This is a genomic window from Flintibacter sp. HCN-6482, assembly GCF_037892565.1.
GTDB lineage: Bacteria > Bacillota > Clostridia > Oscillospirales > Oscillospiraceae > Lawsonibacter > Lawsonibacter aceti.
Map to the genome: position 1 here is coordinate 62,178 of NZ_JBBKBK010000003.1, position 20,805 is coordinate 82,982.

At 53.2% G+C, this 20,805-nt stretch carries 26 protein-coding genes; 12 read left to right on the plus strand and 14 right to left on the minus strand.

The features are described 5' to 3' along the window. Window positions 1-62 precede the first annotated feature (62 nt). Both WKS99_RS09865 and WKS99_RS09870 read right to left on the minus strand, forming a co-directional pair. Entirely contained in the window at window positions 63-260 is a 198-nt protein-coding gene (locus WKS99_RS09865; protein ID WP_340405874.1) for a hypothetical protein, read from the minus strand. Then, a complete protein-coding gene (locus tag WKS99_RS09870) occupies window positions 244-441 on the minus strand; it encodes a hypothetical protein (protein ID WP_340405875.1) in 198 nt (65 codons plus the stop codon). Before WKS99_RS09870 ends, WKS99_RS09865 begins: the two co-directional genes overlap by 17 nt. Before the next feature lie 182 nt (window positions 442-623). Here WKS99_RS09870 and WKS99_RS09875 point away from each other — a divergent pair, with 182 nt between their 5' ends. Next, window positions 624-1,316: a DUF4145 domain-containing protein gene (locus tag WKS99_RS09875; protein ID WP_262669593.1), complete on the plus strand. Its 693-nt coding sequence runs from the start codon at window positions 624-626 to the stop codon at window positions 1,314-1,316. 166 nt (window positions 1,317-1,482) lie between these two features. Here the strand turns inward: WKS99_RS09875 and WKS99_RS09880 are convergent, their stop codons facing one another. Beyond that, window positions 1,483-1,617, minus strand: a complete 135-nt coding sequence (locus WKS99_RS09880) for a hypothetical protein (protein ID WP_262669592.1) — start codon at window positions 1,615-1,617, stop codon at window positions 1,483-1,485. A 104-nt stretch (window positions 1,618-1,721) separates the two neighbouring features. Next, window positions 1,722-2,069, minus strand: a complete 348-nt coding sequence (locus WKS99_RS09885) for a hypothetical protein (protein WP_262669591.1) — start codon at window positions 2,067-2,069, stop codon at window positions 1,722-1,724. A 94-nt stretch (window positions 2,070-2,163) separates the two neighbouring features. Here WKS99_RS09885 and WKS99_RS09890 point away from each other — a divergent pair, with 94 nt between their 5' ends. Then, the gene (locus WKS99_RS09890; protein ID WP_262669590.1) at window positions 2,164-2,628 is read left to right on the plus strand and encodes a DUF2321 domain-containing protein; all 465 of its coding nucleotides are present in this window, start codon (window positions 2,164-2,166) and stop codon (window positions 2,626-2,628) included. Here the strand turns inward: WKS99_RS09890 and WKS99_RS13525 are convergent. Then, window positions 2,617-2,799, minus strand: coding sequence for a zinc-ribbon domain-containing protein (locus tag WKS99_RS13525; protein ID WP_445297954.1), 183 nt, complete (start codon window positions 2,797-2,799; stop codon window positions 2,617-2,619). The two genes, WKS99_RS09890 and WKS99_RS13525, sit on opposite strands and share 12 nt — an antisense overlap. 21 nt (window positions 2,800-2,820) lie before the next feature. Then, entirely contained in the window at window positions 2,821-3,060 is a 240-nt protein-coding gene (locus tag WKS99_RS09895) for an XRE family transcriptional regulator (protein WP_340405876.1), read from the minus strand. Between the two features lie 191 nt (window positions 3,061-3,251). On the opposite strand from WKS99_RS09895, the gene WKS99_RS09900 reads away from it, so the two are divergent. The 9 genes from WKS99_RS09900 to WKS99_RS09940 all read left to right on the plus strand — a co-directional run bounded on the left by WKS99_RS09900 (window position 3,252) and on the right by WKS99_RS09940 (window position 11,544). Further along, complete coding sequence (locus WKS99_RS09900; protein ID WP_340405877.1) at window positions 3,252-3,623, plus strand: helix-turn-helix domain-containing protein; 372 nt, start codon at window positions 3,252-3,254, stop codon at window positions 3,621-3,623. Beyond that, a complete protein-coding gene (locus WKS99_RS09905) occupies window positions 3,623-4,048 on the plus strand; it encodes an ImmA/IrrE family metallo-endopeptidase (RefSeq protein WP_340405878.1) in 426 nt (141 codons plus the stop codon). The genes WKS99_RS09900 and WKS99_RS09905 overlap by 1 nt, the downstream gene beginning before the upstream one ends. A gap of 16 nt (window positions 4,049-4,064) precedes the next feature. Further along, a complete protein-coding gene (locus tag WKS99_RS09910) occupies window positions 4,065-4,871 on the plus strand; it encodes a hypothetical protein (RefSeq protein ID WP_262669585.1) in 807 nt (268 codons plus the stop codon). A gap of 161 nt (window positions 4,872-5,032) precedes the next feature. Beyond that, complete coding sequence (locus tag WKS99_RS09915; RefSeq protein WP_329962952.1) at window positions 5,033-6,082, plus strand: tyrosine-type recombinase/integrase; 1,050 nt, start codon at window positions 5,033-5,035, stop codon at window positions 6,080-6,082. 202 nt (window positions 6,083-6,284) lie between these two features. Next, window positions 6,285-6,698, plus strand: coding sequence for a hypothetical protein (locus WKS99_RS09920; protein ID WP_186853192.1), 414 nt, complete (start codon window positions 6,285-6,287; stop codon window positions 6,696-6,698). Window positions 6,699-6,749: 51 nt separating this feature from the next. Then, window positions 6,750-7,121, plus strand: a complete 372-nt coding sequence (locus WKS99_RS09925; protein WP_186853193.1) for a GntR family transcriptional regulator — start codon at window positions 6,750-6,752, stop codon at window positions 7,119-7,121. Further along, window positions 7,118-8,020: an ABC transporter ATP-binding protein gene (locus WKS99_RS09930; RefSeq protein WP_147572589.1), complete on the plus strand. Its 903-nt coding sequence runs from the start codon at window positions 7,118-7,120 to the stop codon at window positions 8,018-8,020. The genes WKS99_RS09925 and WKS99_RS09930 overlap by 4 nt, the downstream gene beginning before the upstream one ends. Next, on the plus strand, window positions 7,995-10,040 hold the full coding sequence (locus tag WKS99_RS09935; RefSeq protein WP_340405879.1) for a hypothetical protein: 2,046 nt from the start codon (window positions 7,995-7,997) through the stop codon (window positions 10,038-10,040). Before WKS99_RS09930 ends, WKS99_RS09935 begins: the two co-directional genes overlap by 26 nt. 247 nt (window positions 10,041-10,287) lie before the next feature. Further along, window positions 10,288-11,544, plus strand: coding sequence for an acetyl-CoA C-acetyltransferase (locus WKS99_RS09940; RefSeq protein WP_240288848.1), 1,257 nt, complete (start codon window positions 10,288-10,290; stop codon window positions 11,542-11,544). 393 nt (window positions 11,545-11,937) lie between these two features. Here WKS99_RS09940 and WKS99_RS09945 read toward each other — a convergent pair whose 3' ends face one another. The 6 genes from WKS99_RS09945 to WKS99_RS09970 all read right to left on the minus strand — a co-directional run bounded on the left by WKS99_RS09945 (window position 11,938) and on the right by WKS99_RS09970 (window position 17,224). Then, window positions 11,938-12,156: a hypothetical protein gene (locus WKS99_RS09945; RefSeq protein ID WP_186853196.1), complete on the minus strand. Its 219-nt coding sequence runs from the start codon at window positions 12,154-12,156 to the stop codon at window positions 11,938-11,940. A gap of 460 nt (window positions 12,157-12,616) precedes the next feature. Next, a complete protein-coding gene (tadA, locus tag WKS99_RS09950) occupies window positions 12,617-13,060 on the minus strand; it encodes a tRNA adenosine(34) deaminase TadA (protein ID WP_147572582.1) in 444 nt (147 codons plus the stop codon). Then, the gene (locus WKS99_RS09955; protein ID WP_240288850.1) at window positions 13,050-13,226 is read right to left on the minus strand and encodes a hypothetical protein; all 177 of its coding nucleotides are present in this window, start codon (window positions 13,224-13,226) and stop codon (window positions 13,050-13,052) included. The genes tadA and WKS99_RS09955 overlap by 11 nt, the downstream gene beginning before the upstream one ends. A 69-nt stretch (window positions 13,227-13,295) precedes the next feature. Next, window positions 13,296-14,465 (minus strand): stage II sporulation protein P, encoded by a 1,170-nt coding sequence (gene spoIIP, locus WKS99_RS09960; RefSeq protein ID WP_240288851.1) that lies wholly within the window; start codon window positions 14,463-14,465, stop codon window positions 13,296-13,298. Between the two features lie 214 nt (window positions 14,466-14,679). Continuing rightward, entirely contained in the window at window positions 14,680-16,080 is a 1,401-nt protein-coding gene (locus tag WKS99_RS09965) for a sodium/glutamate symporter (RefSeq protein ID WP_186853200.1), read from the minus strand. A gap of 55 nt (window positions 16,081-16,135) precedes the next feature. Beyond that, window positions 16,136-17,224 (minus strand): NAD(P)-dependent oxidoreductase, encoded by a 1,089-nt coding sequence (locus WKS99_RS09970; protein ID WP_147572578.1) that lies wholly within the window; start codon window positions 17,222-17,224, stop codon window positions 16,136-16,138. Between the two features lie 417 nt (window positions 17,225-17,641). Between WKS99_RS09970 and WKS99_RS09975 the strand changes: the two genes are divergently transcribed. Next, on the plus strand, window positions 17,642-18,592 hold the full coding sequence (locus WKS99_RS09975; protein WP_340405880.1) for an AraC family transcriptional regulator: 951 nt from the start codon (window positions 17,642-17,644) through the stop codon (window positions 18,590-18,592). Between the two features lie 109 nt (window positions 18,593-18,701). Here the strand turns inward: WKS99_RS09975 and WKS99_RS09980 are convergent, their stop codons facing one another. Then, a complete protein-coding gene (locus tag WKS99_RS09980) occupies window positions 18,702-19,700 on the minus strand; it encodes an ABC transporter permease (protein WP_340405881.1) in 999 nt (332 codons plus the stop codon). Next, complete coding sequence (locus tag WKS99_RS09985) at window positions 19,700-20,803, minus strand: ABC transporter permease (protein WP_147572577.1); 1,104 nt, start codon at window positions 20,801-20,803, stop codon at window positions 19,700-19,702. Before WKS99_RS09985 ends, WKS99_RS09980 begins: the two co-directional genes overlap by 1 nt. Between the last annotated feature and the right edge of the window lie 2 nt (window positions 20,804-20,805).

The following is a 20,805-nucleotide window of genomic DNA, read 5'->3' on the forward strand; positions in this document are numbered from 1 at the left end:
ATTCCGCCACAGCGAGGGCGGTACAGATCACGATGCACACCATGCACACCACGGATAAAAACTCAAACAATTCTGATTCCTCCCAGTGTCATCAAATAGAACCACTGCTCTTGAGTAAGGCGTACCTCCTGCTCGTCCAGTAGCTTTGCAATAGAGCCATCGCCGCATCCGATCTCATGGGCAAGGCCCCTTTGCGACAGCCGGTGCCGCTCCATAGCCCGCTGTGTGATACGGCGGACTGTCTCATTTGGAGTTTTCATTTCTGTCCTCCCGGTCCAGGATTCTCGCCACGACCTCAGCTAAATTCCGAACCGTTTTAAGCAGCTCCGGCACATCAACTCCATAATGATCCCGTTCCAGATTGTTCATGTGCCTCCTGGAATTCCGGCTCTGCGTCCCAAGGTCCTTAATGCTGTCGTTCTCGTCAAGTGTTTTTTTCATAAAATTTTCCTTTCCGGCTTGACAGAGAACGTTTGTTCTAGTATGATATATCCATCAAGCCTAATTGGTGTGGTCAGTTAGGTTTGCCAGCCTCGTCAGGTGGTCTCAACACCTGATGGGGCGTTTTTTTGTTGTTCCTTTCGCCGTGATATGGTAGAATGTGGGCGAAAGGCGGTGTTTTTATGGGTTATCTTTGCCCATACTGCAATCACACTTGTTTTGACAACGGAGATATCAACACAACCTACTATCCTTCACATGGTAGTGCAGATCTAGAAGGAATGAGTGAAGCAGATGCTATAACCAATGCTGTTCAAATTGATTTCAGCATTTGCCCAAACTGCGGGAAAACCTCCATTAAAATGTCTCCGTATTGGAAAAACAAAAATATGAAATTCAGTTTTTCCTACCCCCCGTCTATGGCAATCTTTCTTCCTGAATATGTTCCAGAGGCAATTCGATCTGATTATGAAGAAGCCGTATCCATAGTAGACTTAAGTCCAAAGGCATCCGCTACATTGGCACGTCGTTGCTTACAGGGCATGATCCATGATTTTTGGGATATTAAGGAGAAAAACTTGAACGCGGAGATTACATCGCTCAAAGGAAAGGTATCTCCTACTCAGTGGAAGGCGATAGATGGACTCCGAAAAATTGGAAACATTGGGGCACATATGGAAAAAGATGTAGAACTAATCATTGATGTTGACCCTGGTGAAGCAAAAAAACTCCTCAAATTGATCGAGCTTTTGATTGAAAAATGGTATATTGCCAGAAATGATGAAGAGCAGCTTCTCGACGAAATATCTAAACTAGCCGATGAAAAAGAGGCTGAACGTAAGTCAGGAACTGGTTGCCAGCAAGATTCCGTCTAAACTCCAATATCGTGTTTGAATTTTGCAAGGATCTTCCTCTGTTCCAATGCCCTCTAAAGACTTTGTAACAATAACTTGAATTACCTTTGCGCTGTCTGTTCCACGAGGTCGGACTGATTTTATTTCATTATCTTTCATATGGCACTTCCTTTAGATTTGCTCCAGATTAGTATTGCAATTTGGCCAACGTGACTTTCTGCTCTATATTTAACTCCGGGTCGTTGGCCACATCTTTTAGCACAACTTCCCTCATCCGATAACCAAGCCCGTCCAGCATAGACTGATATTCTTCATACTTCATAACTTTCCTCCTTGTATTCCGTCCCGCACCATGCTAAAATACAAGGTACTAGGACGTGTCCTGTTCTTCCGCCCTCATCCGTGCGCTACCACGGGTGGGGGCAATTATTTTGTTGCTGACAAAGCCGCACTCAAAATAGTCTGTAAGCCGGATAGTCTTTCGTTTACGATTCGCTCAATCCCATCCACCGCCAGCTCCTCCACCTCCCGAAGCTTGTAAGTAGGAAGGTCTCCCCGTTTGTACTTTACCAACAGCCCTGGCGAGATGTTATAGGCCCAGCTTCCAGTTTCCTGATTCTGTACCCCAAAGCCAAAGGGTGCCCTCTGCTCCTGGAGCGCCCGGTACAGCGTGGGTGTGGACCATCCGATGAACTGAGCCGCCAGATAAACCGGCACATTTGAATGTGATAGGATCTCCTTCTCCCCGATAGGTGGGGTCTCTTGCTTCTTCATGGTTTCCTCCTTTCTGGTCATTTTATTGGCCGCTTCCTTCATATTTACCTCCGTTTCCTGTCGTGGTATACTGGTGGAGAAGGGAGGTGATTTTATGGATAGATGCGCCCATATCTGCACAAACGGGCATGTACTTATCACAAGGGCTCCGATAGATGGAAAAGAATTTTGTGAAAAATGCGGAGCGGAAATGATTGATAAATGCCCATCATGCGGAGAGTTTATAAGAACGTGGTCATACGGTGGCGCTGTACTTGGAAATCCAAAATATGAAAGAGCCGCATTTTGTAAAAATTGCGGGTCCCCTTATCCGTGGACAAAATCCGCCATGGATGCCGTTGCTGAATTACTTGAGGAAGAAGAGCAACTTGACGATCTACAACGTAGCAAACTGACTGCTTCACTTTCAGACATTGTTTCAGAAACTCCAAAAACACAAGTCGCAGTAGTTCGTTTCAAAAAAGCCTTGCTCTCCGTCGGGCAATTCACAGCAGAAGGTCTGCGCCAATTCGCCATTGATTTCGGATGTGAGCTTGCAAAAAGTCAATTAGGTCTTTGACTTCTCCACCACAAAGAGCCTGTAACCAGGGCACTTCTCCTGCCCGCAGTTATATGGCTCTTTTTTTATCCAGCAGTCGCACACTTCTTTTAGCTTTGTACCGCACGACTTGCAGAAGTTCGCACGATCCGGATTTTTGGCCCGACATGATGGGCATTCCACCTCTCTCACCCCCTCCCCATTCAGTCCGTTTTATTGGACAGGTTCCGTGCTATCATGATCGCACTTCTGGATTTCCAAAATTTCCCGGATAGCCTCCACAACTCTTGGAGCATTTCGCTTCCCCTTCAAAATCTTGTCCATGTACCCACTGTCTGCAAAAAGCCCCGTCCGGTTTGTGATTTCCTCCTCAAGCCACTTTTGCGTCTTTCCACGCCTTAGCAGCTCCGTCTTTACGCACAAACCAAACGACGTGAATTTGCATGAATCCACGAAAATACCTCCTTCCTTATATTTGCTGTTGACAAGTACTTAATATTGTACTAATATGTAAGCACCACCAAACATCGTACTTTATTTCGTGCTTGTCATGACTGCATTATAGTACTATATTAAGTGCAAGTCAATAGTTTCGCACGAAATTAAGTGCTTTTGTAATCATGCACAAAACGGAGTACTTAATTATGAACAACTTGTACGAAAGAATTTTTTTCTTATGCACTGAGAACGGGATAAAACCAGGAAAGATGTGTGCGGATTTAGGAATCAGCAGAGGGAATATTTCAGACCTTAAAATGGGAAGAATCGAAAGCCTATCAGCAGATAAACTTGCAAAAATCGCAACATATTTTAAAGTATCTGTTGATTACCTCTTAACCGGAGAAGAAACAAAAAAAGCGCCCACCCCGGAGGGTGAGCGCGAGATCAGCGACGACGATATTAAATTTGCCCTGTTTGGAGGCGACGGTGAGATTACCGATGCCATGTACGATGAGGTAAAACGCTTCGCCCAGATGGTCAAACTCCGGGAGGAGGCGGAAAAGGAGAAGAAATAATGGAGACTGCCAAGCTGTTTCAAGAAGCGCAGGATTCCGATATTCCGATTATGTATTTAAGTATCCCGGAGAATGGTTCCATGTGTGTCCAGACGGACAGACGGTGCTATATTGGGATGGACTACGGTGTTTTAGAGGACGAAGCCAGCAAACGTGTCCATTTGGCCCATGAGCTTGGGCACTGTAAAACCGGGGCGTTTTATAACCGATGGGCGGCCCGTGATGTTCGGCAAAAGCATGAGCACAGGGCGGACAAATGGGCAATTGAGGAAATGATACCTGTGTGTGCCTTGGATGAAGCTATCGCTGATGGTCATACAGAAATGTGGGACTTAGCAGACTACTTCCATGTCACCGAAGATTTTATGAGGAAAGCTGTCTGCTGGTATGCCTACGGGAATTTGGCAACGGAGTTGTATTTTTAGCAAGGGAGAGTTCCTCGTGAAAAATATTCTCGGTCGTTTTCGTTCTTATTTGCATGAAACGAAAGAGTTAAATCGGATATATTATGAGCAAGAAGCTTTTAGTGATGACATAAAAGAAATACAACAAGATAAAGAAAGAACATCAGAGATTGAAAAATACGGAAAAGAAAGGATTGCAATTTTACTCAACTCAAGAATATACAGAGAGAATTTGTCAAAAGAGGTATGGCTAAAAAATAGTCAGGCCATTGAAGAAAAAATGATGTTTTTTCGTTACCTTCCCTTTCAAGTATGTAACTGTTCATATATTGGAGAAGGAATAGCTTGGACAGGCTATAACTTTAATAACAAAAAAATTTTACAAATTGCTATTAATCAAATCAACTATTTTTTAGGGGATTTGAAAGCTTTAGATGAAACAGTGCCAAAGATTATCCCAACAGACTTTTATATCAATTTCAATTCAATTTGTTTTGATGGGCCTTATAGCTACGGATTGCCCAGAAGTTACATTTTATATCAGCCAGAAACAAAAAGCGGGAAAAAATCACAGTATCCGTTAATCGCATTCTTTAACACCGCAAAAGGAACCGAACGTTATGTAGATGAATTTTATCTAGGAAAGCTTTACTATGCTATAAATGGTGATTTATCTAAAGCAACTGTTCACTGCCACAAACATGGAAAATTTGCAGAGCTCATATTCTCCGTTGTAGGAAGAACTTTTTTAATTTCAAAAATTAATACTTTAGGGCAGGATAGAAAGCTGTTTACTTTATACGATTGTAGTTGGCATTTTACAGACTATGCAGATTTTTCTTAAAAAATAAAAGCCCCCGGTGCTACCAACACCGAGGGCGGGCCGTAGATGCTACCAACATCGACGGTAAGCAAAGCACCCCAACAGTCAAATCAAGGCACCTTTGCGCCCTTTTATTGTATCATACTGGGGCCACGGGTGCAACCATAAAAAGGAGGAGCACCATGAAGCGAGCAAATGGGACCGGAACTGTGGTCAAACTATCCGGTAACCGGAGCCGTCCATACTGTGTCAGGATATCCCAGCGAGATAAGCGTGGATATGTGATCCAAACAGCCGTCAGTTACCACGCAAAGGCCGCCGAGGCACAGGCCGCCTTGGATGAATTAGTCAAGAAAATCCAAGCTGGGAATCATATCAGCGCCGATACAATCAATACGACATGGGGGCAGGCTTATGAGATATGGTCCGCTCGAAAGTACAGGATAGCTGGACCTGCCTCTGTGGCATCCTATAAAGCCTCCTGGAGCCGTGTAGGGGCTCTAGCTGACCGGAAGGCCAGGAGTATTACTATTGATGATCTCCAGGCTATCATTGACCAGGATGCGGCGGATGGTATGTCTAGCTCGTCCATTAATAACGACTGCATCCTTATCAAAGCTCTGTTTAAATTTTTAATGGAACGTGACATTGTTGCGAAGGACTACTCCGCTTTTATTCAGGTCCCGAAGGTCGGTCCGAAGCATACCAAAGGTGCCTTTGACGACCTACAGATGGCAAGACTGGAGAAGTTGGCTAAAGAAGGATTCCCATGGGCTGACACGGTGCTCATGCTCTGCTATACCGGCCTCCGCATCAACGAGTTTTTGTCCCTCACTCCATTCAACTTTGATCCAGACACAGGATGCTTAACTGGCGGCAGCAAAACTGAAGCTGGGAAGGGTAGGACCGTTCCTGTTCATCCAAAAATCCGTCCATACTTTGACCGTTGGATGGCAGATCAGGCAGATACTATTATCCATCAGGACGGAAATCCCGTATCAGACAGATGGTATCGGGCCTCCGCATTCAAAGGTGTCATGGACGCTCTGGGGGTGCCTGATGCCACACCACACTGGTGCCGCCACACATTCGTAACCAGAGCTAAAATAGCTGGGGTAGATGAGATGGCCCTAAAGTTCATTGTCGGACACTCCCAGCGGGGAAATATCACCGCGCAATACACTCACCCGGACCCCGCCTGGCTTGCCGCCGAGATGGCAAAAATTGCGTAAAAAATAATCACCAGAAACCAGGCGTTAGTAACGGGTTAGTAACACGGTTAGTAACAAAAGTCGGGAAAGTGCTGATATACCGGCACTTTTCTTTTTTGAAAATTTAAGGAGTTCTTAATTGTTTTTTCCCGCTCCCTTCGATATACTATGTGTACTAATACAATTAATACAGTTTTGAGTGTGGGAGGTCGCGATGCGCGGGATGAAAAAAAGCCTCTGTTTCCTGGGTGCCTGCCTGCTGTGTTTGGGGTTGACCAGTTGCGCTGCTGCGGAGCAAGACGCCTTTCAGGTCCAGATTATCTGCAAGAGTTCCGGCATACAGCAAATCTTCTGGAGCTGCTATCTGGATGGAGTCTTTTATGGTTCTGGGGGAATGGCCGACTTGGACGGAGAAGAGTTGACAGCGGAAAGCGAACTTGTCCCCTGTTTCTCCCGTGCCTACCTAGACGGTGCAGATCCGATTGGCTTCTCCATCGATTTTTCCCCCTATGCGGAGGGCAGGATCATCCCCTTAGGCACTACGGACCAGGTATCTATCCCCGCCCAGTATGGAGCGTGTTACACTGTGATACTCTCCGGGGACGAGGCAACAGGCTTTCAGGCCGAACTACAGTAAATATCTACAGACCAGATCCGGCGGCGTCCCGCCGAGAGAGGAGGAATCGCTTTGCTCAACCTAGACTTTCGGGATTCCCGTCCCATCTATGAACAGGTGAAGGACGGCCTGCGGAAGCTGATGGTATCCGGAGTCATTCAGGAGGGAGAAAAGCTCCCTTCTGTCCGTACCATGGCCAGCTCCCTGGCCATCAATCCCAATACCATCCAGCGGGCTTACGACGCTCTGGAGTCCGAGGGCTATCTCTGCTCCGTGCCAGGCAAAGGCTCCTTTGCCGCCCCCAACAGCGGGGTGGACACCGGGCGGCGGGACGCCCTGTTCCAGACCTTTGACCAGACAGCGGCGGAGCTGCTGTTTCTAGGGGTCAACGGCGAGGAGTTATGGGCCCGCGTCCGGGCTCTGGAAGGAGGAGAGGAACCATGATAAAGGTAAACAACGTAGTCAAGACCTTCGAGGGCTTCCGGGCCCTGGACGGTCTGACCATGACGGCGGAGAAGGGCTCTATCTACGGCCTTGTGGGCCCCAACGGCGCCGGAAAATCCACCATCCTGCGCCACATCATTGGCGTCTACCGCCCCGATTCCGGCAGCGTCTTGGTTGACGGCCAGCCGGTCTATGAAAATCCCGCCGTAAAGGCCAAGATCGCCACCATTCCGGATGAGCTGTATTATTTCGCCTCCGCCTCCACCCGGGACATGATGCGGTTCTACCGGGGGATGTACCCCCAATTTGACGCCAAGCGATATGAGGCGCTGAAGGATGCCTTCCCCGAGGTGGATGAGAAGCAGCCCATTCGCCGCCTGTCCAAAGGGATGCAGAAGCAGTCCGCCTTCTGGCTGGCCCTGTGCTGCCAGCCGGAGGTACTGGTGCTGGATGAGCCGGTAGACGGGTTAGACCCGGTGATGCGCCGTCAGGTCTGGTCCCTGCTGATGGGTGACGTGGCCCAGCGGGGGACCACGGTGCTGGTGTCCTCCCACAACCTGCGGGAGCTGGAGGACGTGTGCGACCATGTGGGCATCCTGTCCCATGGCAAGGTACTTCTGGAGCGGTCCCTCACCGACCTTCAGGATAACGTGGTCAAGCTCCAGGTGGCCTTCCAGGACGGGCAGCTGCCCCAACTGCCCCAGGATATGAACGTCCTCCACACCACCCAGGTAGGTCGGGTGTTCACTCTGATTGTCCGGGGCAGCCCAGCGGACATCAAGACCAGGATGGCGGTGTATTCCCCCATTCTGATGGAGGCACTGCCCCTGTCCCTGGAGGAAATCTTTATCTATGAAATGGGAGGTGAGGACTATGGGGTCCGCGACATCGTGCTTTAATTCCACCCTCTACCGCAAAACTATGACCCGCTTCTGGCCCCTTTGGGCCCTGTATGGGGTGATTTGGGCCTTTCTGATCCCTCTGAACCTGCTCAATCAGTTTTTCTGGCTTCAGGAGCGATATCAGGGAGAGCTGGACCTTCAGTCCATGCTGACCTCCGCCGCCCTGGACATCCCCTATCTCCTGACTATGGGAGTGGCCCTCTCTCTGGTCTTTGGGGCGCTGGCCGCCATGGCCTCCTTCGGCTATCTATACCATAACCGGTCCGCCGCCATGATGCACGCGCTGCCCCTGCGGCGGGAGGCCCTGTTCACCACCCAGTATCTGGCCGGTCTGTCCTGCCTGCTGCTGCCCCATCTGGCGGTGGCTCTGGTGACGGCGGCCGCCGAACTGGCCTTTCTGCCTATGGAGTGCTGGGGAGAGGCGCTGGCCGCCCTGGCTGTCTGGCTGCTGGTTCAGAGCGGCACCGCTCTGTTTTTCTTCTCCTTTGCCGCCTTCTGCGCCATGTTTACCGGCCACATCCTGGCCCTGCCCGCCTTCTATGTCATTCTGAATTTTCTGGTCATGGTGATCTCCACCCTGCTGGCGGAGCTGATGAACCGCTTTTTCTACGGCTTCCCCGGCCGGGGCTGGGTGGGGGGCAGACTGGTAGAGTGGTGTACCCCCGTCTATCTGCTGTCCCAGGCCTGTAACTGGAATGTGGTCCAGACGGGGGAGAGCGGGGTCGCTGTGACTAGGGAGTGGGGTCTCGCCTCCCCCTCCACCGTGGCCATCTACGCCGTGGCCGGACTGGTTTTTGCCCTTTTAGCCCTGCTGGTCTACCGCCACCGTCATGTGGAATCCGCCGGGGATGTAGTGTCCATCCCCCTGGTCCGGCCTATTTTTAAATATGGGGTCTCCTTCTGCGCCGGACTGTGCTTTGGCACCTTTACCAGCACTTTTTTGGGCTGGCAGGCAGACGCCGTATTCCTCACCGCCTGTGTGCTGTTTTGGACCGTAGCGGGCTATTTTACCGCCGAGATGCTGCTAAAAAAATCCTTCCGGGTGCTAAACGCCTGGAAAGGCTGCGCGGCGGTGGCGGCCGCCATGGCTCTGTTATGCGCCGCCTGTGTCTATGATCTCTTTGGCGTGGAGAGCCGGATTCCCGATGCCGGCCAAGTCGCTTCCATCAATCTATCGGCAGACATGGGATACCCCATGGATATCAGCGGCTTCCATCTGTCCCAGATCACCGAGCCCGGCCAGATCCAGCAGGTCTTGGACCTCCACCAGGCCATCATCAATGAGAGGGACCGGAATGGAGCTGACAATTACAGCATATACGGTGATGACTACATCTTTTTCTATGTGACCTATACGCTGAAGGATGGGTCCACCCTGTCCCGTGAATATTCCAGCGTCCCCATCTTCCTGGATGAGTTGGACAAGGAGGGCTCTGTCACTCAGCTGGCCGACCAGTTGATCCAGAACCGCGGCCTGATCTCCATGGTGTATAATTTTGCCTCTTTCGAGGAACAGGGCCGGCTGGTGGAGGCCTATCTCACCGATGTCCGGATGCTGCCCAATTCCCTGTCCCCGGAGGGGGAAGATCGGAGCACCCTGTATCTGGACGGCGCCGCCGGGGAGGACCTGGAGGGCCTGTGGGAAGCGGTCAAGGCTGACTTTGCTGATGGGAGCATCGGCGTACGCTATCTCTTCAGCGACGAGGAGCGGTTGCGAAACACCTACCGCACCGACCTGCGTTTCCAATGGGAGCTGCCCCTTGAGGAGCAGCTCGGCCGCGGCGGCCAGTATGCCCCCGCCGCAGAGAGCAGTCCCGTCGGCCAGACTTATTCCTCCTCCCTCAGCATCACCCTGACGCCCAACGCCAGCCGAACACTGGAATGGCTTCGGACGTTCAGCGGCCTGGGCTCCCAGTATGAGCTGGTCCTCCACGATGAGGAAACGGCTGTCGGAAGCGTTTCTACCGGAGATACCTCTGTGGCGGCCCCCTACCAGGAGGCCGTCCTTGCGGACTGAAGCCTTCTTCCCTCCCCCGGCTTAAAATAGAGCCGGGGGATTTTGTTAAAAAATTCACTATATTACATAATTTTTGCCCTTCCGCTGATATAATTTTTGCGATTTTGTCAATCACAGGCAGGAAAGAGGCACCCTTGGACAGAAAAATTGATTGCTTTTTCCCCTTTCCTCCGATATAATCAGAACAAGAGCGGAAATCGTGGGCGTCCCTCTGGACGCCAAATAAATTTTGGAGGTAACAGAAGCTATGAAAGACATCTACGTTGTCAACTGCTGCCGCACCGCCATCGGCTCCTTCGGCGGCTCCCTGAAGGATATCCCCGCCGCTGATCTGGGCGCTACCGTCATCAAGGAGGCCCTGTCCCGCGCCGGCGTCAAGCCTGAGCAGGTGGACGAAGTCATGTTTGGCTGCATCCTCACCGCTGGCCTGGGCCAGAATGTGGCCCGTCAGGCTGCCATCAAGGCCGGTGTGCCCACCTCCGTCCCCGCCTACACCGTGGGCATGGTGTGCGGCTCCGGTATGAAGTCCGTCATCGAGGCCGCCCGTACCATCATGGCCGGCGACGCCGACATCATTGTGGCCGGCGGCACCGAGAATATGTCCGCCGCCCCCTACGCCCTGCCTGCCGAGCGCTGGGGCGCCCGCATGGGTGACAAGAAGGTGGTAGACACCATGATCAAGGATGGCCTGTGGGATGCCTTTAATAACTACCACATGGGTACCACCGCCGAGAACATCTGCGACGTGTGGGGCATCACTCGCCAGGAACTGGACGAGTTTGCCGCCTCCTCCCAGAACAAGGCTGAGGCCGCCATCAACTCCGGCCGCTTTGACGACGAGATCGTCCCCGTGATGGTCAAGCAGAAGAAGCAGATGGTGGAGTTTAAAGTGGACGAGTTCCCCCGCGCCGGCGTCACCGCCGAGGGTATCTCCAAGCTGAAGGGCGCCTTCCCTGTGGGGCCTGAATCCCCCGCCCCCGCCGTGGAGCACACCTTCGAGCCCACCGGCATCAAGGAGTCCGCTGACAAGGGCCAGCAGCGCGTCACCGCCGCCAACGCCTCCGGCATCAACGACGGCGCCGCCGCTATCATCCTGGCCTCCGGCGAGGCCGTGGAGAAGTACGGCCTGAAGCCCATGGCCAAGCTGGTCTCCTGGGGCCAGGGCGGCGTGGATCCCAAGATCATGGGCGTGGGCCCCGTGCCCGCCTCCCGTCAGGCCATGGCCAAGGCCGGCCTGAAAATCGAGGACATGGATTTGGTGGAGGCCAACGAGGCCTTTGCCGCCCAGTCCATCGCCGTGGCCCGCGAGCTGGGCTTCGACATGAGCAAGGTCAACGTCAACGGCGGCGCTATCGCTCTGGGTCACCCCGTGGGAGCCTCCGGCGCGCGCATTATTGTCACTCTGCTCCATGAGATGCAGAAGCGCGACGACGCCAAGAAGGGCCTTGCCACCCTGTGCATCGGCGGCGGCCAGGGCGTTGCCACCATCTTTGAGAAGTGCTGATTTTCTCTTCTCCCCTTTGGAAAAGCGGCCTGTGATTTTGGAAGGATCACAATATAGTATCGAGCGGAGCTCCGGGACATCCCCAGGGCTCCGCTCCTTTTGTCCTGTGAGTCTCCCCCCAAGAAAGCGGGAATTTCCGAGGTCCTTGGGCCTTTTCGTCTTTTTTACGAAAATTCTGGTGATAGATTGAAACAAGGGGAAAAATAAGGTACTCAAAGGCAGAGTGAAACAAATCGGTCAAAGGGTCCATCCAATGATCGAGGGAGGAAACAGATGAACAAGATATAGAAACAGCTTCTCTATTACTGCGGCATTTTTCTTGTTATTTTCCTGAGTCATGTGGCTTGCTCCGGCTTTCAGGAAAAGGCACAGAGCACCTATCAGCTTGTATACCTACTCCTTGACCTTGGGACCGGCATTGCCGCCTTTATCCTTGTATTGCTGCTGGTCCTGGGCCGGACGGCGCTGTGCTCCATACGGCCAGCGGAAAATTCCGTTGTCTGTAATGCGGTATGCTTCTTCGCGGCCGCGGGGTTTCTGTGGTGGCGGTTTTTCTATTTTGGGGAGGTAACCTTTATTTCCCTGCTGCTGCCTGTAAGCAAGCTGTTTCATGGGCTGATGACCCTGCTGCTGATGCGGAAAAAGAAAGTTCAGGGAAATGCTGACACAAGTATCCCCTCCCCATAAAAATCAAAAGGCAGGCCTGTAGTTGGAACAGGCCTGCCTTTTCTTTTTCTGCGGGGCCGCTGACGAAAGCCCCCGGACGCCTGCTCCAAGGCGTCCGGGGGCTTCCGTTGAAAAAGAGGATCAAAATGAAACGAACTGTCTCTTGCAGATTTTATGATAAGAGAAACTTATTAACAATTCCAACGCAAGTTGTTACATAAGTTTTAAATCTCTCCTGGATCCAAAAATTTTGCCCAAAAAGGGGGAAAGACCAGCGGTCAAACCGCCGGTCTTCCAAAAAAAATTGGAGGATAGAATGAAAAGATGCTCTTGCCTTGCGAGTATCAGTATACCCAAGGGTTATTACAAAAGTTATCCGCAGTTGTTACAAAACCTTTAAATCTTTTCAGCGCAGCGCCTCAAAAAACTTCTGAAGGACCGCTTCACACTCCTCCCGCAGGGGACCCCGATAGATGCGGGGATGGTGGTTGAAGCGTTCCTCGAACAGATTGAGAACCGAGCCGCAGCAGCCCGCCTTCTCATCTCCCGCTCCGTAGTAGATTCGGTCAATGCGGGCGTTGATGATCCCTCCGGCGCACATGGGGCATGGCTCCAACGTTACATAGAGGGTACAGCCGTGAAGACGCCAGCTTCCGGTCCTGGCGCATGCGTCCCGTATGGCCTCCAGCTCCGCGTGGGCGGTGGCGTCTCCCCGTTCCTCCCGCCGGTTGCGCCCCTCGCCAACGATTTCTCCGTCCCGAACAATAACACAGCCTACGGGCACATCCCCCTCTGCCTGGGCCTCCATCGCCAGCTCCAGAGCCCGGCGCATATACTGTTCATGATTCATCCTGAATCTCCCGCATGAACACCAGTCCCCCATTCACCTGTGCGCAAAACTGCCAGCCTGCCCGGCCCAGCGCATTCCACTGCTCCTCCGCTTCTCTCACCTTTTTCTTCTCGTCAAACCCCATAGATACCCTGATATCAGCTATTTTATATTCGTATTGCTTCATCCGTTTCACCCCTTTTCCCCAGTTTACACCAGGGGGGTGGTTTTCGCAACCGCTCTTTTCTTGGACTTCCTACCCCTCCTTCATGGCCAGCAGGGTGCGGGCCACGTTGTCCGCCCACAGGCGGGCCCCGGCCAGGGCCTCGGTGAGAGTATTTCCATGGCCTCCCACCTCCACCAGGAGGTAGCCGGGCGAGAGCTGCTGGTTATACCGGCTGTTGCGCAGGACGATGGGCCGGGCCAGGCTGGAGTACCCTGTGACCAGGTTTTTTTGCAGCTTGATTCCAAAGGCCAAATTGTCCCTCCAGCGGGGGTGGGCGGCGCCAGAGCCGTCGGTGCCCACCACCAGCATGACCTGGGCCACCTTCTCCCCGGCCTCCTCTGAAACCAGCTTATAGATCTCCCCCTCGTTTCCCACCAGGGCGTCCCGGTGGACATCCAGCACCACTTTGATGGTGGGATACTGCTTCAGCCACTGCTCCACCGCCGCCTTGGACCGGTCATAGGCCCCATTATAGGCCGGATAGTCATAGAGGTTGGTATCATGGACCACCTGAAGGCCGTGGGCCCGAAAAACCGTGGCCATCTCCTCCCCCACCCGGACCATGTTGTGGTTACAGTCGGTGGTCCGGTAGGGATCGCTCTCCTCATAGGACCTCCCGTCCGACTGGGAGTATGCCTCACTGCCATGGGTGTGCAGGATCAGGATCTGCGGTCCCTCTCCCAGTGGAACGTCCACCGTGCCCTCCCCCAGCACCGAGGCGTCCAGCCCCAGGTCGGTCCGGTCATAGACATAAACTCCCTGGTCGTGGAGGTACTTCCCCCCCTCTTTGCCCTTCGCCGTCATCTCCAGGATGCCCTCGTCCTCTGTGGGAGGCTTCAGGTCGGGTTCCCCCTGCTCCTCCTCATCCACCAATTCTTCCTTTGAGCCCAAATCCTCCATCGGGTCGGCCCCATCTCGGACTTCCGCTACCGCTTCCTCTCCGGCAGCCAGCAGGGCGCTGTGACTCAACAGCAGCCTGCCCCATCCGGTCAGCTCTGCGGAAGCGGTCTGCCGGGGCAGCTCCCCCAGCTGGCTGGACAACAGGGACACGGACAGGCCGGGCTCCTGCCCCAGCGCGGCCAGCCGTTCCTTTACCCCGGATAAATCGGCCATCAGGGACAGCCCCCAGCAGGCCACCAACACAAGCCCCAGGGCCACTCCACGGCGCAGGGCCCGTCCGATTTGATCTCTCTTATCCACATTACCACCCCTTATCCTCTGTATGGTTCGTATCAGGAAGATATGCGGGAGCCAGCTCCTATATGACTTTCTGCCCCCCTATTTCCTGGGCAGAAAAGACCTGGCTGGTATATGGGGCACTCCGATCTGGGTATATAGCGGCACACACCGCCTCCTGGCTCTCTGGGGAGGACCAAGAGACGGTGTATGTAGAAGAAGATGAAAAATGGGTAAATTATCGATATGTCTTCAGACGACGTCCGGGGACCCAGCCCTTAGTGAAGTAGGCGAAGATCCACATAACAGCCACAATGGCAAAGCAAGCGCCAGTGACGATCCAGCTTCCGGTCGTACCCATGTTGACGATAAGAATGGGAGGAATTACCTGAAGGCCAATGATGATGGGACGGTTGAACACATCGGCGATGCCGGAGTCCTCAATACCGCGGCTCTTCAGTTCCGGGTCAACCACGCGCTGCAGCAGCACGCCGGTGGCCGCCACGCCGGTGGCGTGACCCCAGACCATCATGTTGCGCTCGAACCAATCCTCGTCGGAGGATTTTCCGCCCACGATGATGAACCAGAACCAGTTGATGAGGAAGCCAGCGGCGCACACCACGATGAGGGGAACCGCAAATTCCATTACGACACTGAGGTTCAGCGAGCCGATACCGGAAATCATCAGGAAGTCGGTGGCGGTGCCCTGGATACGCTGTACCGTACCCCGGTCCACATACTGATCCGCACCCGTCTTGTTCAGAAAGCCATTGAGGATGATTCCGGCAATGAGAGACAGGCAGAACTCAGGAATAGAGATCTTGAAATCAAAGGTAGCCAGCGTCCAGTTGGCAAACCACTTAGAGGCGATATAGCCCACCCAGCAGGCCAGCATCACAATACCCAGATGGAAGCCCAGAGGATCCAGGCAGATGGAGGCTACGGTGCCTTTCGAAGAAGACTTCTGCTTATTGGCAGGGACCAGGCCGGTACGCATTTCCTGAGGGAGCTCCTTGGGATTCTCCACGTAGTGGGTGTAGCCCTTACGGGTGCCCCAGTTGATAATGATCATGCCGCTAATGATGCCGCCTACGATGCCAATGGTGGCGCAGGTGTTGCCCAGATCCGTCATGTTAGGCACGCCCAGCTCACTCAGAGCGGAGCCTACCGCCGCAGCGGTGCCATGGCCGCCGTAGAAGCCAGTAGCCATCATCAGACCAAAGTTCTCGTCCAGAGTGGGATAGAGTTTGACCAGCAGCACCAGTGTGACCAGCATGCCTACGGCGTACTGCAGTACGGCAATACCCGACACGTTAAAGAACATACCGCTGATCTTGGGGCCCGACGCGGCCCCTTTCTGGGGCTTGTCCCCGATGGGGGTGGCGGCAAAGATCACCACGATCAGCACGCTGGCATAGGTCCCGAATGAGGTAGACAGAGGCAGGATCTTCAGCTGCTCCACAGGACTTTGTGGACCGAACAGAAGAGCCAGAAAACCAGCGATAACCGCGGGAGGAATCAGCACCTTTTGAATCAGTTTTACCTTGGCACGCAGAAATTCACCAATCAGTAGCAGTGCGCCCATGATCGAAATATCGACCATGACTTGCCAGATAGCAGAAGACATTGTGAGTTCCATTGTAAACACTTTCCTCCTTTATCAGTTGCTCCAGAAAGCCCTGACGCGCAGAAAGTCAGATCACATCCTGGTAATAGGGCAGCTGTTCATCAAAACGTTTCTTCCCGTTTTGATACCAGCTGATCATGTGGGAAATTGTGTCAGCTGCCTTGGACTCCACAGCCAGATCAGAGTTGAAGCCCTGGTGGGGCTGCACATAAATGTTGCCCATCCGGCTCTCCGCCATCTGGAGCAGCACCAGCGCCGCAGCTACCCGGTTGTTCACAGTCTCAACCTGCCCCTTCTGAACAGCCAATGAAAAATCATGCTCATTGGAGAACACATCCAGGCCGATGCCGCCCAGCACCCCCTGATCGTAGAGCTTCAGCAGCACAGGCTCCGGCGCGATCTCGCCACGAGTCACATTGATGAAGATCAACCCCTTCTTGGCACGGCTGAGATAGTCGTAGGAGAAGTAGTTCTCGTTGTAATAAGGGCTCCCCTTGATCCGGGTCAGATTCATGGCGTTGATGATCACGTCGCTGGTCTCAATGGCCTCATCCTTGGTGACAAATTTCACGTCGTCACCGTATCGCTGGGACAGCTCCCGGGCGCGGATGTCCACAGCCTGTACTGTCAGACCGTTGGCACGAGCCAGATCAAATGCGCGCTTTCCAATATTGCCAAGACCAAATACTGTCACCACCCGGTTGGCGGCCAACTCCATGAAGGAGTCAGTCTTGTTGCGCTCAAACGTAGCAGTGTTCACTGTGTATTGGTTTAGCAGTCCGGCAGTTGCGTACAGGAATTTGATGGCGGTCTGCGCAACCGCGTTGACGCAGTAGTTGCGCAAAGAGGTGATGTTGGAAACATCAGCCAGACTTTCCAGATGATCATAGCCGGCACTTCTGGTAATGATGCTCTTTTTGGGATCGCTGGCAAGGTAGTCCTGGGGAGGAACAGAGTGGGTCTTAATCGTAATGAGGGGAGGAAGCGTTTCGTCTGGGTGCTGTGCAAGAAAATCCTGCAGTGCATCGGGAACGATCAGATAACGCAGATCCCTGGGCAGCAGCCCCTTGGCCTGCGCTGCCTCCGTCTCCTCACGAAGGTGGTGAGCTTCCTCGCCCAAAGCCTCAAAGTGGATCACGTCGTAGTTGTGCAGCATTATGTTGTTGCTCCTTTTTCATTCGTGCCCAGCCCAACCCGCTGGCTGCGCCTGGTATAAGGCCCGTGCCGCAGGTTTTTCTTGGCTGCTGGGCAGAGACAGATGGGAATCGCCGCTGCGCATTGGCTTTTCTGCCTTGAATTATGTCAGAGAATAAGGAAGTTTTCCTGCACTCAACAAGGATTAAATTGACGTATCTTGCTAATAGCAGGATGAAAACACCAAAAAAGCGAAAATGACAGTAAAGCAAATAAACAAATTGAATAAAACAAAAAATGGATTTAATTCCAAAAGTATCAAATAATTCGGATAAAACACATAAAATGGGGTCATGTCGAAATTTCTGGTAGGTACCTTGTTATTTTATTGATCTATCTTGTTCAAAAAAGCAAAATGCTTTGAGAAGCGTTTCCGTCCATGCTACATTTGAGAGAACACAGGCGCTCCCTGGGAAACGCCCGACTTGAGAAAGGAGAGAACAGCGCCCGTATGCTGCAGTGCCGATATGAAGTACACATCAGTAAAAATGACACCTATTCTATGGATAAGCCTCACTTCCATGAGGATGTGGAGATTGTTCTGTGTGTGTCTGGAGAAGGGCTTTTGTTTATTGGAAACACTGTGTTTCCGCTGCACCGGGGACAGCTATTTTTCATTAATAGCTCGGTCCTGCATCGCAGCGTGGCGAATGAGGAGTACCGGTGTATGGTATTTCATGTGTCTCCCCAGATGCTCCAGGTCCTCAGCAGCCCCTATACCCAGTTCAGCACATACTGCTGCGGGATCGGGCAGGCGGTGACCCTCACTGGAGACGATATCAACAGGCTGGAAACACTGTTTTCCGGCCTGATGGCCCCAAAAGAGATCGGGTTTGGCGCCGATTTGAACAGAGTTGCAGAGGTCATCAACTTTTTGGTGGAGTGCTTTTCCCACTTTGCCAAAGCCGGAAAACCCCAGGCGCGCACCAATCCGGGACTAGAAAAAGTGGCCCCGATTTTAGAATATATCCAGGACCATTTGGATGAGCCGCTGACTACCGCAAGTATCGCGGAAGCCTTTTATATGAGCAAGCATTATCTGTGCCACCTATTTAAGGAGCACACTGGCTTTAGCTTAATTGACTATGTCATTAACTGCAGAGTTCTCAAGGCGCGGGGACTGCTGCGACAGGGAATGCGGGTACAGGAAGCGGGAGAACGGTCCGGCTTCCAAAGCAACGAACATTTTATCCGTACCTTTAAAAAGCTTACGGGAGTAACCCCAAAACGTTACGGCATGATGTATCGTGAGATCGACTTGAATATGAAGCAGGAGGTGGTGACCATCAAAGGTCAGGATGGACGAATTGTGGAAAGCATCAAAGCCTGAAAAATGTGGAAACGGTACATAAAATATATAGAAAATGCCGCTGTCTTCCTCAGAAGACAGCGGCAAAAAACTATTGTGATGGATCCGGTCAGGTCTTTTTCTTGGCAGGTCACCGCTCTTCCCGAAAATAATTGAGCCCCAGGGAGGCGGGCAGGCCGGAGCCCTCACGCTTGCGGACGGAGGTAGCCACCAGCACAATGGCGGTGATGAGGAAGGGCAGGGCCTGGTACAGCTGGGTTGGGACGGCAGCCAGCCACCCAAGCGTATCGGGGAAGGCGGCGGCCAGGCTGGAGCCTGAAACTCGCAGGGTATTGAAAAAGCCGAAAACGAAGGTGCCCAGGATGGCCAGGGCAGGATTCCAGTTGGCAAAGATGACCAGGGCCACCGCAATCCAGCCGTAGCCGTTGATCCAGCAGCTGCTGTTGAAGGAGCCAGACATATTCAGCCCCATATAGTAGCCGCCGATCCCCATGATGCCGCAGCCCAGGCAGATGTGGATATATTTGTACCGCTTTACATTGATACCCACAGAGTCGGCGGCGCCGGGATTTTCCCCTACCGCCCTCAAACGCAGGCCGGGTGCGGTACGGTTCAGATACCACCACATGAGCAGAGCAATGGCCACCGCCAGATAGACCATAATATTGTGGTCAAACAGGCCCCGGCCGACAACGGGCAGCTGAGACAGGCCGGGAATAGCCAGATCGGAAAAGCCCTCCTTAATGTTGGCGTAGTCATTCATGGCGGGCCAGCTGACCGCCTTGACGCCGTTGCCCACAAAGAAGTAGACGCCCAGGCCGAAGGTGGTCAGGGTCAGGCCGGTGATGTTCTGGTTCGCCTGGAGGGAAACGGTCAGCAGGGCAAAGAGCAGGCCGCAGAGGGCGCCGGCCAGGAAGGACACCAGAATGCCCACCCCCAGGCTGTTGGCGTAGCAGCCCACAATATAGCCAAAGATGGCTCCCACGGCCATAATGCCCTCCACGCCCAGGTTCAGGCTGCCTGACTTTTCCACCACGATCTCGCCCACCGTGCCGTAGAGCAGAGGAATGTTGTACACCACGATGTTGTGGACAAAGGTGGTGACCACGCCCAGTTTATCCATTTCCATTAGGTGCTGCCCCCTTTCTGAGAACGCACAAGCTTAAAGCGGATGAAGAAGTCCGCCGCCAGTACCAGGAACAGAATGACCCCCTGAAGCATATCGGCAAAGCTGGAGTCTACCTTGGAGAAGGTGGCGGCGGCAATGGTGGAGCCGTGCTGCAGCATGGAGATCAGAGCGGCCACCACAAAGATCACAGCGGTGTTCAGCTGGGACAGCCAGGCCACAATAACGCCCGTCCAGCCCACATCGTCGGTAAAGGAGGTGGAGAGGATGCCGGAGGTGCCCACCTTGAAGGAGGCAGCCAGGCCGATAAGACAGGCGGACAGGAATACGGTGCGCAGCACGATGGCGTTCACCTTCATGCCCGCATAGTGGGCGGTGCCGGCGCTGTCCCCCACCACAGCGATCTCATACCCCTGTTTGGAGTATCTCTGGTAGATATAGACCAAGACGCCGATGAGCAATGTGAGGGGAACGCAGATATTCAGGGAAAATTTCCCGATGGGAATGGTGGGGAAGGACACCATCTTGCTGAAGTTAGCAAAGACAGGCCGTACGGACGAGGTGTCCAGAAAGAAGTTCCAGGACGCCTGGGTTTCTCCCAAAAATACCAGGAAATATAGGGCCACATAGTTGAGCATCAGGGTCATCAGGGTCTCATTGGTGCCGAACTTCACCTTCAGCACAGCTACGAAGGCGCCATACAGACCGGCGGCGGCCATTCCTGCCAGACACATCAGCACTAAAGTCAGCGGAGTCGGAAGCATAGGGCCGGCCTTAAAGGCCACTGTGGCGGCGGCCACAGCCCCCAGGATGAACTGACCCTCGCCCCCGATGTTCCAAAACCGCATCTTAAAGGCCAGGGACAGGGCCACAGAGGTGAGCGCCAGGGGAACAAAGACCTTCAGATAGTTCTCAAAGGTCTTGTAGGCAATCTTGTTGCCCACCATGCCCATGGTGAACATCCGGCTGTAATAGGCGACTGGGTCCACTCCCATGGCCAGCAGCAGCAGACCGCCTACCGCCAGGGCGGCGCCCACCGCAAGCAGATAAAGGCACAGCTTTTTCCAGAGGGGACAGTGATCCCGCTTGACGATATGAAAACGCATGG